1 protein-coding gene (cut by a window edge) is annotated in these 17,963 nt (G+C 55.5%); it reads right to left on the bottom strand.

Annotation, left to right across the window (positions count from 1 at the left end; genetic code table 11):
* Window positions 1–17,963 carry the final stretch of a CARDB domain-containing protein gene (locus Mal65_RS02720; RefSeq protein ID WP_165701022.1) on the bottom strand. 18,649 nt of this gene lie beyond the right edge of the window, so 17,963 of the gene's 36,612 nt are visible here — the last part of the coding sequence; its start codon lies off the right edge, out of view; the stop codon is at window positions 1–3.

Raw genomic sequence — 17,963 nt, forward strand, 5'->3', positions numbered from 1 at the left:
TCAGCTGAGATCGTCGTCAAAGTCGGAAAACACTTGGTCAGCCGTTTCCGACCAAGCGGGATCTTGGCCGCCGGATTCACCTTCCCCGTCACCATGTCGATTCAGGTGGTTGATCACCAACAACGCGTCGAACGCGGACACTTCATCATTTCCGTCAACATCGACAAACGGTTTGGGATGAACCGTCTCATTGATTGCCGGAAGCTTGCCAGTGGCACGATCGTGAATTCGGGCCGATGCCAGTTCATTGATGATTTGCAGCGCGTCGAAAGCGGACACGTCCCCGGAATCATCAACATCGTAGGCGTCGATGGGGTTCTGCCATGACTCGGGTAATTCCGAATTAGCTTGCCTGTTCAAGCGGTTGATCACCTGCAACGCGTCCAGCGCGGTCAATTGTCCATCGCCGTTAACGTCATAGAACGGTGGCGGCCCCACATCGTCCGTGATCGCCGGCAGATCGCCTGTGGCTTGGTCGTGGACTCGCGCGGCGTTCAGTTCATTGATGATGACCAATGCATCTCGGGCGGTCACGTCGTTGTCGTGCGTGACGTCGTATCGATCGATCGGGTTCTGCCAACCCGCATCGAAGTTCATCTGAACGTCTTGGACGTCGATCGAGCTGCTGTCCTCTCCGAAGCCAATCAGGTCGAACATCAGTGTTGCGGTTTGACCGTACGCGGATTCAGGAATCGGCACGGTCACATCGATCGATGCGTTCAAGTTGGCCAGCGCGTCACCACTTGCTTGCACACCCGATGCGGCGACCCCGTCACTAAAGAAGGCCTGTCCGCTGGCTTGGATATTCAGCAGGGCATCTCCACCGGTCATCCCGATCATCTCCGGCAAGATCGATTCCGTCGTCGTCGCGTTCAGCAGCGAGACTTCGAAAGCTTCCGGCGGATGAGCGCCCTGCCCCACATCCAGGTTCATTCCACCCAGCGTGAACGTGATCGACTGCACACCCTGCGGCACGACGAACGTCTGCGACAGATCCGAGATCATGCCGACGTCTTCGCTGATCGTGGCGATGCCATCAGCAATCATCACGTCACCGACGGTTTGCCAGGGCGAGCTTGACGGAGCGGATCCGAACTGCGTGAAATCGTCGTCCTGAATACCGTTCGACGGATTGGCATCGAGGGCGTCCGAGACCTGCGAGGCCAGCAACACGAAGCCCAGTGGCGACGCATCAGACATCGCAATGCCGTTCAAGTAGGCGGATTGATTGGCATGAGCGATTGCACTGGAGAGGGCATCCGGGGTGACCGTTTGTCGGCTCAACGCTTCGTGAAGGATGGGAATCTCGGCGGTGCCCGAGGGTAGTTTCCGTTGACCCCTTGAGAGCTCCGCTGCCATCAGGTTGCTCGAATGCCAACGCGGATCGAGTTCATTTCCGGTTGGGTCGAGATAGAAAGTCTGACCATGTACCTCGATGGTTGGATTTTTTGCGTCTAGGTCTTTGGTGATTTCAGCAAATCCCGGATGCCACTGACCGAATCCAATCATGTGCCCAATCTCGTGGGCGAAGACGGTCAAGAGATCAAAGCCACTCGGTCTGTGGACATCCGAGCCCGTAAACTCTTCATCGGTGAGCGGCGTCGCATCAACAAACCAATGGTGTCCGGCCGCATCGTCATCGATCACAATCGTGCCACGGATTGTCCCGTCTGGATCAATGCTTTCGGGTGACGCGAACGCCAGCTGTTGTGCCGGAAGATCCTGAACCTGGAACGTCAAGAGAATGTCCTGGGGTAAGTTCAGTGAAGCTTGCCAATAATGAATTGAGGCTTGTAGTAAGGCTTCGACGTAGACAGGGTCAGCAACAAGGTCTGCCGACTCGTCAATGACGTACTCGATTGTTCCGCCGTCGATCGCGGGTGCGGCCAGTGGCGTTTCGTCACGTAGTGACTGCACGAACTCTGCCGGCATCAAAGCTGTGTGAACCAAGGTTCTATCGGATGCGAGCAAGCGAACACGAATTCCTTGGTGGTTGACGACACCCGCCCTGTTCAGTTCCGGTGCGACGGCATCATCCCAAACTTCTTGTCTTTTCGCGTCGGTAAGCATGATCCCAGCAGCTGGTCGGAAGGTCGTTGAACCGTTTCCGTCGATGCCGACCTGCAAGGCGCCCATGCGAATGTTGAAGTTTGGATCGGTCCGTCGACCGCCCGGGAAATCAGAGCTTTGTTGCATTCCGTTTCGACCAGCCCACGCGATGTGGTCTAGTTCGATACCTACCGCAAGGGAACCCTCGTAGATTTGTTCGCTAAGCGAAACAACTTGGGCCATCTGAGACGCGAACCGTTGGAACTCGGCCGATTGATGAAACTCAGCTTTCTGGTGCTCGGGGACGTTGAAGTAGTCCAGCTGGAACTTGTTCTTTGCATCAAAGCCGATTCGCGCCCGTGGCGTTTTATCAGCGAACTCACTCGGATGGACTGAATCCTTTTTTGCTGCTGCGTCAAATGCATCGCGAGCAAAGATCGCATCGCGCCCGCCGAATGATGTTAACAACTGTTCTAAGGCACCGACTCGAATGTCGAGGTCGGCGCTTCCAGGATTTCCAGAGGCCTTTGATTCTGCTTTATCGGTTTTGACCGAAAGCCCTGAGTTGATGTTGTCATCGATGAACTTCAAAATGTTATTGCGAAGGTTTCGCTCGCGTCCTCTCAATCCGGCGGCCTCGGTCGCGTTACGAAGGGTGTCACCCAACTTGTTCAATCGATGAACGTCGTTGAAGCTTCCTTTCGCACCCAGCACATACACATCTGAGCCAACAATGTGACGGACTGCACCTAGTGCGTTTTGTACATCCGGTCGACCAGCGAACACTCCTTCTCGCCCGAGTGTTTTCATGAATGTTGTGAAGTTCGGCTGCGAGGCCATCAAGTACCTGATTTCCACCGACTGGAAGAAGTCGTTTCCAACATCGACGAACTTTCCGTTCGCAGCATCGTAAGTTCCATTGGTTCGGCCGCCGCGCAGGACTCGCAATACACCTTCGGCATTCTCGCCGAGTTTCGTACCCTTTTTACGTTCCGCTGTTTTCTCCAAAAGACTGATATACTGGGAGAACTGAGGCGATCTTTCGAAATTATTCGCAGTGTTCTGACGCTCAATAAACGCTGCCGTCCCACCACCTAGAGTGGATCCAGCGTCATCGACCATGGCGCGGACTTGATCTCGGGTTCCAATACCTTCGTTGACGAGTCGATCAATCACTCTCTCAGCGGCGATCTTCTGATTCTTCTCCGTGAAATGCGGGACGCCCTTCAGCTCATAAAGCCGTTTCACCATCATTTGGACATGTTCTGAAGTGAACTTGCCATCGGGCGGATTAAGAACGGCCGGATCGATTGGGCGAGCTGAACCTTCCATCGCCGATGCGGGATCACGCTGGATCTCTACAGAGTTCTTTTTCAGCTGCTTCGTCGAGCCGGCGGCGGTCGCGGCTTCCGCGATCAGGGGTTTTCCGTCAATGAAGTCACGGATTAGCCTTGGATTCTGCCGAACAGACTGGATGAGCTTATAACCGTTTTCGATCTTTCCTTTGAGGTCCCACAGACGCTTGCCGCCATCAATGAGCGAGCTGACCCCTTGCCGTGTCGATTTGTATGTTGCTGCGAGTTCGATGGCTGATCTGACGGTAGATACAAATCCACCCTTCGATGAAGAGGCGGCTGTGATGGCGTCGTTGTCAGCGTGTGTTGGTGAATCCTTACTTGGCGTGTCATCGATCGCTTCGTGCTTTTGCCTGACACGGTGTTCGACATCAGTCACTTGACCCTGAGCGGCGCGTTGGCGCGACGTTGCAACTGCGCGTGCATCGCCGGCGTCAGCGGTTGCTGCGTGCCGGTTCGATGTGTTGCCATTCAATCCCGGTACCGACCGAACGACGCCTTCGAGGCCTCGTGTACTACCGAAAGCGTCACGGTCGTCGAACAAGCCCTTGATCGCACCACCGAATGCTTTTCCGTCACCTTGGAAATACGCATTGATGGCTGTGTTGCTGTTGTCGTAGACGCTTTGCACCTGCAGCCCGACGCCCACGATCGCGGATGCTGCTGCTCCGTAGCCGGGAATGAGACCGAGTAGCCGCGGTCCAAATTCCTTGAACGCTTCGCCCCAATTGTTGTAGACGATCGCCTGTGTCCAAACTTGCCCCGAAACCGCTTGCCCGGTCGCCATCGCAATCGGGTCGAACACAAAGGTGTTCGCTAGCTCGACGTAGTTATCGATCGTTGAGGTGATGATTCCATCGACGGTGTCGACGACGAACTGGGCAGTTTGAGCTTGGGCCGGCGGCATCGCTTTCTCGCTCGCCGCGGCGACACTGCTGCGGAACGGATTGCCGAAAACCGAAAGACCCATCGGGTCTCGGGCATTCACCGGATTGTTTTCAACGTAACGATAAAGATTCGATTCACCTGATGCGAAACCAATCGGGTCCACGCTTACAAATCGGCCGACCGACGGGTCGTAATAGCGAGCTCGATAGTAGTACAGCCCGGTTTGATGATCGTATTCACGCCCGGTGAATAGATAATCAGTCGTGAAGGCGTCATTCGTTTGACCAAGTAATCGTCCGAATGAATCGATCCAGAAGTGTGTCAGGTGCGTTCCGTCGGCATCCACCAAGTCACGGACCGTGTTTTGATGATCGCCAAGTAGCCATTGGTAATTTCCGCCCCCAAAGTCTTGTGCGAGAACATGGTCGATCTCAAACCCATGCAAATAGGTGGTGTCGACAGCAGGCAAGCCATCGCCATCGACCCCATCGCTATCGATCCACTTGATCGCAACATTTCCATCGATGTAACTGAAGTACTCGATGGCCGGGGAAGAATCGTCCTCGGGAGAGGTGTCAACACTGCGGCTGACACGACGGTCCATCGAGTCGTATCCGTACTGAACGACGCTTATCAGTATGCCGTCATTGTCGTACGTTTCGACCTGTACGAGGCGGTTGCGATGATCCCACGCGAATCGGTTGACTTCACCAGTTTCCGAGTCAACTGCCTCGACAAGATTGCCTTCGGCGTCGTATTGATACTGAAGTTGGCCAGCCTGGACGAGTTCGTTCTGATCGTCCGTCTGATAGGCTCCTCCGTGGTGCGACGAAGCAACTCGGTGACCATTGTCGCCATACTCATATGCTTCATCGAGCAGTGCCGCTGCAGTGTGGTCTGCTGAAACGAGTTGATTTGAATCGTCGTATTGATAAACCGCATCGTTGCGAGTGGAATCAATTGAGGTGATGTTGCCGTCGCCCGAATACTGCAACGCGTATGATGCGATCGGGGAAGAAACGGCACCGTGAACAATTGAGTCGACAAACCCTCGAGTGTCGAACCCATAGTCTGTCGTCAGCACGGGCGTGTCGTTGGGCCCACCGTTGAATCTTTCGAGCTTCGCGACGGAGTTGAGTTCAGGTGCGTACGAAAACTTCACGGACTTCTCTGTCACTGCTGATCCGGACTGCCGAATCGCCTCGATTCGGTCGGTCGCGTCCTCGTAATCGAAGTCGTTCTGTACGAGGATTGGCTCGTTACTTACTCTCAGGGCCGTACGTGTCGTTTGGCCAATCTTGTTTCTCGAGTAATCAACGTTTACCGCCGGCAAGCCGGCTACCGTGGTTGTGGTTTCTCGGGCCACCTTGCCGAGGACATCACCTACGTAGGTAAACGAGACCGTGCCGAGGGGGTTTGTCGTCGAAAGCAATCGACCGCCCGCATCGTACGTATTCGTGACGGAGTGAACGATTGTGTCTGAATCGCCAATCCAATCTTCACTGACGACCTGGTCACGGCCGTTGTACTCGTACTGCACTCGGCGATCGTTTCGATCAACCGTTTCAATGATGTTTCCACCAGCGTCAAAGCGATAAAGTCGAGTTCCCTGTGACGTGGTCTCGGCAACGACGCGATTTCCCGCGTCGTAGAGCATGCTTGTTGTATTGCCAGCAGAGTCAGTGACCGTAGTCAGATTGTTGGCTTGGTCGTACCCAAAGGTAGTTGTTAGTCCGATACCGTTGGTGGACGTGCTGCGCCGATTCAACTCGTCGTAGGTTGATGTCTCGACAAGAATTCTGTCTCCGTCGGTCAACGTCAAAAGATTTCCGACAGGGTCGTATGTCATCTGCGTGACGTTGTTGTCTTGATCAAACGCGAAAACTCGACGATTTAGCGGGTCATATTCGTAACGAAACCCGACACGCCCGGATGTTTCGGTCAGAAGATTGCCCGCTTCGTCATAAGTGAGCGTTTGTGGCTCCGCGCCGCGCGACTCGATCGAAACGACTCTTCCCAACGCGTCGTAGTTGGTGACGGTGTCTAGCACGCCAGACGCATTGGTCATGATGACTTGGTATCCATTCGCGATGTTGTTGTAGGACCAATTCTCGGTGAAGAATCCGTCGGTCGCGGGGTCGTCGGTTTGGATTGTTCGCGATGTTACGCGGCCGATTGCGTCGTAAGAGATCTCAGTGACGAAATCGTTCGCATCGATCGTGCGTACCAGATGACCGGCATCGTTGAACTCTTGATGAATCGTTGCGATTTGAGGGTTTTCGGGGGTTCCGACTTGTCGATCGATTTGTATCGGACGATTTGCGTCGTCGTAGGTGTAAGTGGTGGTATAGAACTCACCCCGAGTCGAAACGTCGGTCGCGACACTTCCAAGCGGAGTGTACGTCAGCTTGCGGACGATTCGGTCGCCGCGATTCGGCGTGCCCTCGTTTGCCACAAGATCGCCCCCGGCATCGGTGGGAAGGCCAGCAGGCATGCTGGTCTCAATGAGACGATTGAGATTGTCAAAGACGTGTTCTGTTCGAAAGAAGTCGCCGCGGCCGTCGATTTCGGCGACCATGTTGCCCATCACGTCATATTCGAACCTACGAGTCTGGGCCACGTCTGTGCCGAATGCAGAAGTCGACTCGACCAAGATGTTTCGAGCGTCAAACACATGGCTCGTGATGTTTCCGTTCTCGTCAACAATCCGATCGGGATTTCCCATGCCGTCGTACCGAACGACGCTGACCCCGCCTAAAGCGTCGGTGTGCTTGATGACGCGTCCGAACCCATCAAGCAACGTTTCGCTTTTGTTTCCGCGCGGGTCGGTGTCTCGGCGGAGCGAACCGCCCAGTTCGTACACACTTGAAGATTCATGACCCAGTGCGTCGACCGTCAGGATCGGTCGATTCAATTCGTCAAAACGAGTCTGGGTGGTGCCAAGGGAATCGGTCACCGTGACAAGGTTGCCGAATGCATCATAGGAAGAGTCCTCCACTTGACCGACTTGGTCAATGCGTTGGACCAGACGTCCAAGCCGATCATACCGCAGATTCGTTTCAAAGTCGGATCCCCCGGGACCGATGTGCTGAATGACGTTCCCGATGCCGTCGTATCGATAGAATTCCGACCGCGTTCCCGATTCGCCACCTGGATAGGTGGCAATCAAGATCTGTCCGCCGTAGTCAACTTCATACTCGGTTTCAAATCCCTCGCCGCGTGCGTCGGTGTAGCTGACTAAATTCCCGACCGCGTCGTAGTCGTATTTCTGTACATGAGGTGTGATCTCGCCGACGACGCCACCTGCACGCGAGATCTCGATCGGCTGGTTGATCGAGTTGTAGATGGTGGTGGTCGCAAAGGCGTCGCCTCTCGCGTCAACATGGCGAATCAGGTTGTCTGCTCCGTCATATTCGAAAGTGTCAACGAGCGTTGACGTGTTTTCACTGGTGCCGGCAGGGCGTTCGGATCGCACGAGTCGATTGCGGAGGTCATACGACATGGTCGTCGTAAATCCACGTGGATCGAGAACTTCGATCAGGTTGCCAACGGCATCATGAGTGGTTTGAGTCGTGAAACCTTCGACGTCGGTTTGTGTAAAGAGGTGATCAAGGGCATCGTAGGTCCACGACTGAGCGTGGGCGGAGCCATCAGCAGATTGAGTTGGCCCGGTTTGACTGACAAGATTGCCATTCTCGTCATAAGACAGCGTCGTCGTTCGACCGGCCGCGTCGACCACTCCAATGATTCGACCGATTTCGTCAAGTGTGTATGTCTCTTCTCGATCCGCGGAAAATTCGTCACCGGACATTCGCATTGCTACCAGATGGCCCGCTGCATCGTACTCGTATTCGGTGCGATTGCCCTCCGTGTCAACTTCGCTGCTCTTCAAGCCTCTGGCGTCATAGCTGTATCGCATCTCACCGCGATTGCCGACGTCGTTTGTCCAGGGCAGCAGGACCGATGTGACAAGTCCGCGTGCATTGTACGAATAGTTGGTCACCGCACTGGGCCCAGGTCGATTCTCGCTGCCTGTTGGCTCCGTGATGGATTCGAGTTGGTTGCGATCATCGTAGGTGAACAGTGTTGTGTAGTATTCCCCACGAGGATCGACGACTTTCGTACGATTCCCTGCACTGTCGTATTCGGTCTCGATGGTTGCGAAGACTTGTTCGCTTTCTGAGCCGGCATTAAATGTCTGCTTCACAATGCGGTTTCCCGCATCGTGTTCGAAAGTCGTCAGCGTGAATTCGCCTCTTGGATCCGTCATGGAAATGACATTGCCGGCGGCATCGTGAGCGTACGTGGTTGAGAGCGTGGTGGACTCCCCGGCGCTGTCCACGATGTTTTCTTGCATCTCCACCATTCGGTGAAGCGAATCGTAGAAGTACTTCGTGACGTACTCCGGGCCACGCGGATCGGTCATCTCTAGCAAGTTGCCGATTGCGTCGTACCGAAATCGCGTCACCGATGTTTTTCCGTCAGCGCCGGCAGGTCGAGACATGGACTTGATTTGTCCCAGTTCGTCGTACTCGTAACTCGTCGTGAATCCACGAGCGTTGGTGAACGTTTCGAGTTCTCCAATGGGACCGTAGGTGCGGAGTTCTTCATTACCGGCGGCATCGACGGAGCGAGTCATGCGTCCGAGGGAGTCATACTCCATTCGATCGACGAATCCGTTTGGAATGCTTCCGTCACAGAGCGAGGCACCGGAGCGGCCATCGGAGGAGGCAATGAGGTTGCCCAGCACATCATATGCGAAGCATGACGTGTGACCGCCGGGCTCGGTGATCCCGACAAGTTGGTTGAGGGCGTCAAAGTACTGTGTCACCAGGAACTCGGCGTCGTCCGAGTCCTTGCTTTCCGGCCCCCTGATTTCAATTTGATTTCCGATCTCGTCGTAGCCGAAATGGCTCGTGTAATCCATCGCGTCGGTTCTTGAAACCATTCTTCCGGCCGCGTCGTATTCATAACGCACTGTCAGTGACGAATCGCGCGGATCAGATTGGGATGTAATGTTCCCGGCATCGTCATACTCAGTGATGATCTCATAGGGCTTGGGATCATCTGGAGTTCCCGATGGCCCGAACTGGCGAATCCTGCGGCCGACACCGTCGTATTCGTATTCGGTTGTGTAGAATTCGCCTCGCGGGTCGGTGTGCGCCTCCAAGAGACCCAGTTCGTTATATTCAAAGCGATCGACCAAGCCTTCGCGTGTTCGCGTGGCCAAGTTATTCAGTTCGTCGTAGCCAAACTCGACAGTCAATCCGGTCGGGTCAACGTTCAGTGAAACGAGACCATCGGCCGTGTACTCCGTTTTCCAAACAGCTTCGACATCGGAACCCGGCGCATGCGTTCGCTGACGCTCTCGATCGAGTTTGTCGAAAACGAATTCGGTCCTGTGGCTTGGTCCACGATCGTCCGTTATGCGAATGACGTTTCCGACTTGATCGTATTCGTACGAAGTTTTGTTGCCTTCCCCGTCAAACGCATGTAAAAGCCGACTTGACTTGTCGTAGTTGTAGCGAGTTGTGTTCGAATTGACTGAATTTTCAGACTGCCCAAAGGTTCGTTCGACAGTCATGTTGTCCATGACGTCAAATTCGACTCGGTGAACGATGTTTGTTGGAAGCCTAGTCTCAACTAGGCGATTAACAGCGTCATACAGATATGTCGTGGTATGTTCGTCGCCCCCCCTTGCGTCCTCCACTGAGGTGCGATTTCCGATTTCGTCGAATGTATAACGAGTGACATGACCGAGTGGATCAATCATTGCCGTCATGCGGTTCAGTGCGTCGTACTCCATCTGCACTGTGAAATCGCCTGACGATGAATCTCCTCCCGCACGGCCGTCAGTGCTCGCAATGATGTTTCCATTGCCGTCATAGTCCAAGAGAGTGACTTCATTCTCGCCATTGGTAATTCGAATTTTTCGGTCGAGGCCGTCGTATTCAAATTCGGTCGTAAAACCGCGAGCGTCCGTCTGCGACGCGATTGTCCCGTCGGCACGGTAAGCGATGGACTCGGATGCAGCACCGTTGTGGTCGACTGAGATGATCCGATTTCTTGCGTCGAAACCGTAGGTCGTAGTAAATGCTTCGTCGGACTCAGCTGCTTCTACGATCTTGATGGTATTTCCGGCATCGTCGTGGTGGAATTCCTTGTGATGGTCCTCCGCGTCGATTTCGAGCCCGACGGTGTCAAAAACGTTGTAGAAGTATCGAGTGATGTGATCATCAGTCGCATCATTCTCGACCGTCATTCGGGTGATGCGGTCGAGATTGTCATACTCGAAGTGGGTTACTTCGACCGTTGGTCCCGTTTCTTTAACAACTCGTCCTCGTCCATCAAGTGTTCGTTCGACAAGACGCCCGCCGGGAAGAAGTTCTTTGGTTACTCTGCGTGCGGCGTCGTAGACGTACTCGGTCTTTCTGCCAAGTTCGTCATATGCAAATCGCAGAAGGTTCTGGCTGTCGTAGACCTCCGTGGTAAAGAAACCGCGTGCGTTTTGCTTGACCCGATAGGTGTATTGCGGGTCTTGTTCGAATTCATAGTTTGGTCTGAGGTCGGCCAGTTCATAACCGTAGAGTGTTTCGTAGCCCAGCCCTTCCGCGTCATCGATGCGTGCAGTTGGACGATCGAGAACGTCGTACGCAAAGGCTGTGATTGATCCGTTGCGATCAACTTGTCGTGTTGGGTTCCCCTCAGCGTCGTACTCGCTCGATTGTTCAACCGAGGAGTTTTCCGCGAGTTCATTCACCGTTGTGAGGACACGATTCATTTCATCGTAGGTGAATCGTGTTACGTCACCGGCAGGGTCGGTCGTGCTGGACACATTCCCTTCTGGCCCGTCGTACGTGTAAGTCTGCACTCCATCGGCAAACGTGATTTCCTCAAGACGGCCCAACGTGTCGTAAGAATAGGTTGTGACGTTGTCGTTCCCGTCCGTGACAGACGTCGACAGCCCCGCAGCATCGAACGTGTAGTTTGTTGTGGTTCTTGATGGATTGCCCGTTGTCGTTTCGGGAATAAGTGTGGTGATCGCAATTGCGTCCCCGACCCCGTTAAGCTCGAACAGCGTTTCGCGTCCGAAGGTGCCACCAACAATCGCTTCGGTCATCCGAATCATCTGATTGTTGTTTGCGACGTCGTACTCGTACTCCGTCGTCACACCAATCGTGGAATCTGGCCCTCCCGGGAAATCGGTGCGTTCGACCAGGTTGCCAAACGCATCGTGCACAAAGCAAACGACATTTCCCAAGGCGTCGATCTCAGCGACCATGCGTCCGCCGTCGTCCGAACGGTCGAATCGGCGAACGACTCCGTCACCGTCCTCCACTCGGGTCAGTTGCCCGAATCCGGTCATCTCATAACGAATCTCGTTCCCTTCGAAATCGGTGTAGGAAGCAGCGGCTTGGTACTGCAGGGACTGGTTGGTCCCGCCACTTCCGTCGATTCCGCAGCGCTGGGTTTCAGGTCTAGACTCGGTTCGACTGCGTTGGAGACTCGCGATCAGTTCGATCGTGGGCGCGCTGTCCAGCGTTGACGCCTCTTCAAGGTCAAGGACGGCGGTCGTCTGCGACGGAGATAGTGAGAACGCGCGGTCATCAATTCTTTCACCACCGATGACACGACCGAGATCGTTGTACGTCACCGATTCTGCGAAATCGTCTGCGAGCGGGTCACTTGCGTTTCCCCGCTTGTGAACTTGTCCGGTAATCAGATTCTCTAAAGGTCGGCCATCTGGATCTGCCGCATAAGGCTGAGCTTCGTACTCGAAAGTTCGCCGAGTCAAATCAGGATCGACGATCGCAGTCAATCGATCAGCTTGATACTCGAAACGTGTGACACGTCCAGCCGGGTCAATGATCGAAGTGACCCTGTTGTTCGAATAATTGAACGTCGTCACCAACCCAACTGGATCGGTTACTGAAAGTAGGCGATCACCGTCATGGTCGAAGGTCGTTGCGTTGCCGTGCCGATCTATGACAGAGCTCAGTTTGTTCTCGCGATTGAACTGATAGATAGTTCCATCGAGCATGCGGCGACTGAACGTGCCATCAGCTGCTTGGACAAAGGTTGAGTAATCGAGCCCAACTGGCGTGTACGGCTGACCGAGTGTTTCTGGGGCAATGAAGATCTGCTCGGTGCCGTTTCCGTCGACAAGCAGCACGCCAGAATCCCCAGCAAACAGCTCCATGTAGCCTTCCAGGCCCCAGCCGGCACCGAAGATTCCCCGTCGGGTGTTGACGACAGCGAGAGGTTCGGTCTGCTGCTGAGCCCGCTCGCCAACAAGATTTCCACCCTGTTCGCTGACCAGCTGGTAATCCACGGCAAGTGTGTAGAGTCCCGTCGGGGCTTCGCTCAAGTCAAAAGGGATCCCGATTCCGTACTGCGAATCGTCCTGGAACTCGCGATCAAGCGAGATAAACAGCGAGTTCGCTGGCAGTCCTGCATCGCTGAGACGCTGACGATGTTCCTCGTCGGCGAGCGTTCCGGAAGCATAAACGGCGTCACCATTGCGGGCGGACAATGAAACCGCAAGCTTGTCGTCATTCGAGCGAATGGCCTGTGGGTTCGCCACTGCAACGTAATGAACAAGCCGTTGCTCTGCCCTGAGAGAATCGTAGTGCAGGTTGAGGCTTCGAGTTTTTCCCTGTGATTGATAAGACACCAGTGAGTGGGTCTCGTGGAATGCACCGGTGTGCAACTCCGCAGTGCTGTTGCGACCCGTCTCAATGTCGGCGGCGTTAGACGGAAATGCCTGGAGCGTCGCAGTTTGATTGAGCGGTGTATTGATTAACCCAATCAAATCACCTTTCAATTCAGGTTGAACGCTAATCCCCCGTGGGATTCTATCCGTACCCAACGGTACGTACTCATTGGGTGAGTTGCCAAAAGGATCGGACGGTGGCGGACCGTATCCAATGATTGGGACTTTAGGATTCGTACCGGTCACAAAGAAGCGGAAGTCGGCTGCAAGTCCGATTGCCGGGTTGATTGCTTCGATGGGAACGGTCGAGAGAGGACCCCTGAGAATGGTCGACAACTCGGCAATGTCATTCTCAAAGGGCTCACCGTCCGGGAATTGACCCCACGACTGCAGCACCCCGGCATCAGACTGTGACTCGATGTATCCGATCGCCCCGATGATGTCGTAGGCGAAGACCGCATCACGTCCGGTGAAGCTTTGCAACGCAATCCCGGTGCGATCACTGAGTGCAACATTGTCTGGAAAGCCTTGCGCAATGGTACGAGTCGCAGCGACAAGACGCGGCTGTCCTGCGAGCGTCGCAAAGTCTCCCGTTGCGTTGCGGATGATCCCAATGTTCCCGCCCGCCAGCAAGTCTTCCTGAATGGTCGTGAATCCACCTGTCGACGGATTGCTCAGCAGCGGGTTGTACGCGGTGAATGCACCTAGTGTTGGATCGCTTAACGGATCATTCTGTCTAAACCGATTGAAACTCGTGACAAGAGCATAGGATGGATGCTCTCTGCCAAGCTGCTCCTGGAATTGGTTCTCCTCGACAAACTCGACACTCGATACGTTTCGCACCCCAAAGACCTGCGTCGCTCGTCCTTCTGTCAATCGAGGGATTTGTCCGAAACCATTGAGGTCGATCGGTTCGTAGCTGAAACCCTCTTCGCTTTCTCGAAGGATGGCAAAGCCTTCGGAATTCGCAACTCGGTCGACCACAAGGAATGTGCCCGATTCGTCTGTTGCGGTGATGTCGTACGGACCCGGACCGACAAACGTCACACCACGCGCGTCCAAAGTGTTGAGCGACAAGCGTCCCGCGATTGGTGATGTTTCGGTGGCATTCCCACTTCCCGGCGCAAGCTCTCGATCATTCACTGAGCGAAGTGGTGACAGATCGATCCTCAACACACGTCCAGGGACTCCTGGTCGACCGCCCCGAAACAGAGTCTCCGCCGGGGCGGTGATCAACAACGACCGACCGTCCGGATCCACTGCCATGCCACGCAAACCGGCGGGAGCATGAATGCTGGGCATGCTCACCGAATCGACAACCTGGTGTAGCGTGGGTGACTGGGGATTGATGTCGATGACGTAGACGACAGCCTTTGAGAAGTCGGAAACAAACAGATAGTGCCCCTGTGGATCGGTCACCACGTCGTAAGGCTGGGCTCCGATGGGCAAAGCGATCGGCTGGACACCCTCGGTGTCGATCTCAGCAAAACGTGGATCCGACTCAGGTTTCGTATCGACTTCTTGCAGTGCGACCGCGTCAATGACGGCGATCGCGCTGGTCCGAGCAAGCGTGACATAAACGCGTGTTCCGTCGGGTGTAACAACGCTCTTCCTCGGGGCGTCGTGATTCGATTCACCAGCGGTCCCCTTTCCGAGAGGGATCACCGCAATCGTTTCGGGCGTTGACTTCGTGACACCGCCGGCATCGCTCACATTGAAAAGATCAATCACCGTGACCGTGTCTTCGGCACCGGATAGCGAGAACGCATAGCGGCCTTGTGTAATGGGCTTGACGGGATTGCTAACGAATACCTGCCGACCAAACTCTCCGTCCAACGGTGCCTGGTTCGGTCGAGTGATCGTCACGTTCGACGCGCCGACCATGACACCGGCAGGAATGGGGACAATGATCTCGTTCTCATCACCGCTGAGCAAAGATCCGTCGACGACAAAATCCAATCCTCCGACTGGAAGCACGTTGCCGTCACCGTCAAAGCTGTCTCGGCCTCCGATCTCAAACGTGACGAATAGGTCGGATACTTGGGTCCCAAGTTCGCCGGCTGCAGCGAACGGACTTTGATACAGGAAGTCACGGCCTTTCAGCGTCAGCGTTGGTCCAGTTTCGTCGTTGATGCCGAGAACCGCACTGTTGATCGAGGGTTGCGGAATGCCACTTTGGACAAGACGGGGCTTGACCGGATAAAGGCCAGATTCAATTGCATTGGGGGCGACTCGGACTTGATTCGTCTCTAACGCAACGAGACCGTCCGGCTGCGCCGCATGAACCGTGAAGTCGTAGTCCAGGTCGGCGACGACTGGGAGAAAAAAGTCCCCGAAAGGGCTTGCGGTGGCGTAGTAGCGTTGCTCTGGGTTGCCCGCCCCGACAGCCTGGTCGATTCCGACTACACCCGGGAAGCGTTGTGCCCTGTGGTCATTGAACTGAGACTCACGTGTCTTCAGATCCGATTTCATCGCAAAGTATCCGACCAAGTTGGGCGTCGCCATGGCGTACGCAGCAAACTTCGAAGGCCGGAAGATGACAGATTCACTCGTCCGACGCGCGGCAACCCCAAGGTTCGGCGGACTGGTCGTTCTGGCGATCCCATCGTCGCCGACTTCCATTGAGTCGACGTACCGCCAAGACCGTACGATCTCGTCTGGGCCTAAGACAACGTCGACCGCCTGCATCAAGAAGAAGGGGGTTCCAGGGTCGGTGTTTGCCGGGGCGGGAATCGCGACGGAAAGAGGATGATCCGTCAGTTCTTCATCGCCGGTTATGGTGAACGAGGCTGCGACTTCGAATCCACTCGGTGTCGAGTACGGAAGCTCGTCCTCTGCAATTCTTTCGATTGCAAATTCACGGTCCTCTCTCATCGCGCCCGCGGGAACTCCAAGCACGATCCCAGTGTCATCGCTCACTAAACCACCGGAATGGTCGAGTGTAACGGTCCCGGATGATGGTTCGCTGATCAACAACTCGATTCGTTCAGCGCGTCCTCCGTTGATCACTGTGACGAACGTCACGCCCTCACCCAAAGCCGTCAATCTGCCGGTCTCATCGATCGATAGAAGGCTCGGATCCTCGGGGATGTAGTGCGTGCCGCCGTCCGACCCACTGATATCCAAGACATCATCTTCCAAACGCTCGCGGACCAATACATCTCGCGACACGCCGACCTGCATCGCGTAGGACAGGGGGAAGACCTCCAGTAGCCGTTCGGCACGTCCACCCACCTCTACCGCAACGGCTCTTGTTAATCCGCCGGCTGATACTTCGATGACGGTTGTGCCTTCTGCAATCCCGGTGATCACTCCGCGGTCCGAAACGGTAGCAATGGATGCATCTCGAGTAACAAAACTCGCTTCACCGAGACCAAGTGTGATTTCGCTTCCGTCGTCCAGTATCCCTACCACGGTAACGATCCGAAGCGAGCCAACATCCAACGTCGACTCGATCGATCCGATCTCCAAAGTCGCAAATGCTGACGAGACTGTGGAGATGCCTAAGTCGTTTGGTTGAGACTCCAGAAGTCCATCGTCTGCAACGATCGTGAGCGTGACGGTGCTGTTGGCGGAATCAGATTGCACCGCAAAGAGTCCGGCACCAATTGGGCGAACACCAAGTGAGGAGCCATCACCGCCATTGATGTTGAGTGTGGTGCCCTCGGCATCGTTCGCATACTGTTGTGTGTCAACGACGAGTGTCTGTGACTGCCTGACAGTCAACTCGGTCGCGGGCGGTCTGATGGTCGGCGCCCGGTTTGCGACGAAGCCGAACATGGCGGTGAGAGCCGCGGTGTCGACGTTGTCGATGTCACCGTCGCGGTCGAAATCGCCGCCGGTCGCACTGTCGTCGGCGTCGACGTCGTGATCGCCGTCGACGTCACCGACCAAGAACAGGTCGGCGGTGAAGGTTCCGTCGCCGCCACCAATGGTCAGGACGTAAGTCCCCGGTGAGTCGATGGCCACTTGCGAGACGCTGCGTCCCGCTTCGGTGAACTCGTAACCCAGTGGCTGTCCTTCGACGCCGGCAGCATCAGGATCAAAGTCATCTGATGTGACTTCGACGCCGATCGTGATCTCGCCCGTTGGGCTGCTGCGCAGTTCGCCTTCAGTGATCGTGAATTCGTAACGCTCGGGTGCACCGGAGACCGTGCCGTTCACGTCGGCGGAAAGGAACTGCCGAGTGCCACCCAGATGCGGTGCGTCGTCGCGCAGGAGTCCCTCGGCGTCGTAACTGAAGAAGCCACGGTCACTCGTTCCGGCGTCGAGGACCGAAGCAAGTCGACCCGCATCGTCGTATCGGTAGAAGACTTGTTCACCAGCGGGGCCAACGAGTTCCTGAATTCGGCCGGCTGTGTCGCGGACGATGGTCAGGCGATCGCCGGTGGGCGCGATGATGGCGGTGTCGGTGACGCGTAGTGAAGTCGTGTTATCAGCAGCAACGATCCGCGACAGTGAATATTTGCCCTCCCCGGCCGCGACCGCGTCCGACCCTACGGCGGGGCGGGAGGGTGAATACTCGTGTCGCAGGCCGGTTGGACTGATCAAGGAGAACGCGGCGTCGTCAAAGATTGCCTGCGAGTAAGGCAGTCCCGTACCAACGACGAAGTACTCGTTGCCCGCTTTTCGCAGCGGCGCGTTGAACGGGGTTTCAAGCGTCCAGTCCACACCGTCGTCGGAAACCCAAGTGGGAGCGTGGGTCACGACTCCGCTGTCCGAGTCGGTCAACAAAGTCGGCGCAAACGTGAACCCGACTCTCTGTCCGGTTGGCAAGGTTGCGTAGACTCGGGTGCCATCGGCAAACGCCGCGAACTCGTCATCGGCATCCCCACCGATCGCGATGCGTGGATCCAACAGTGGCAAGGTCCAGGCCGTACCGAAGTCCGAATCGGTGTCCGATGTGACCAGCGAGTTGTAATGGCGTGTGATCGCGACCGGGATTCCCGACAGAGTGA

It is taken from the genome of Crateriforma conspicua (genome assembly GCF_007752935.1).
Taxonomy (GTDB): Bacteria; Planctomycetota; Planctomycetia; order Pirellulales; family Pirellulaceae; genus Crateriforma; species Crateriforma conspicua.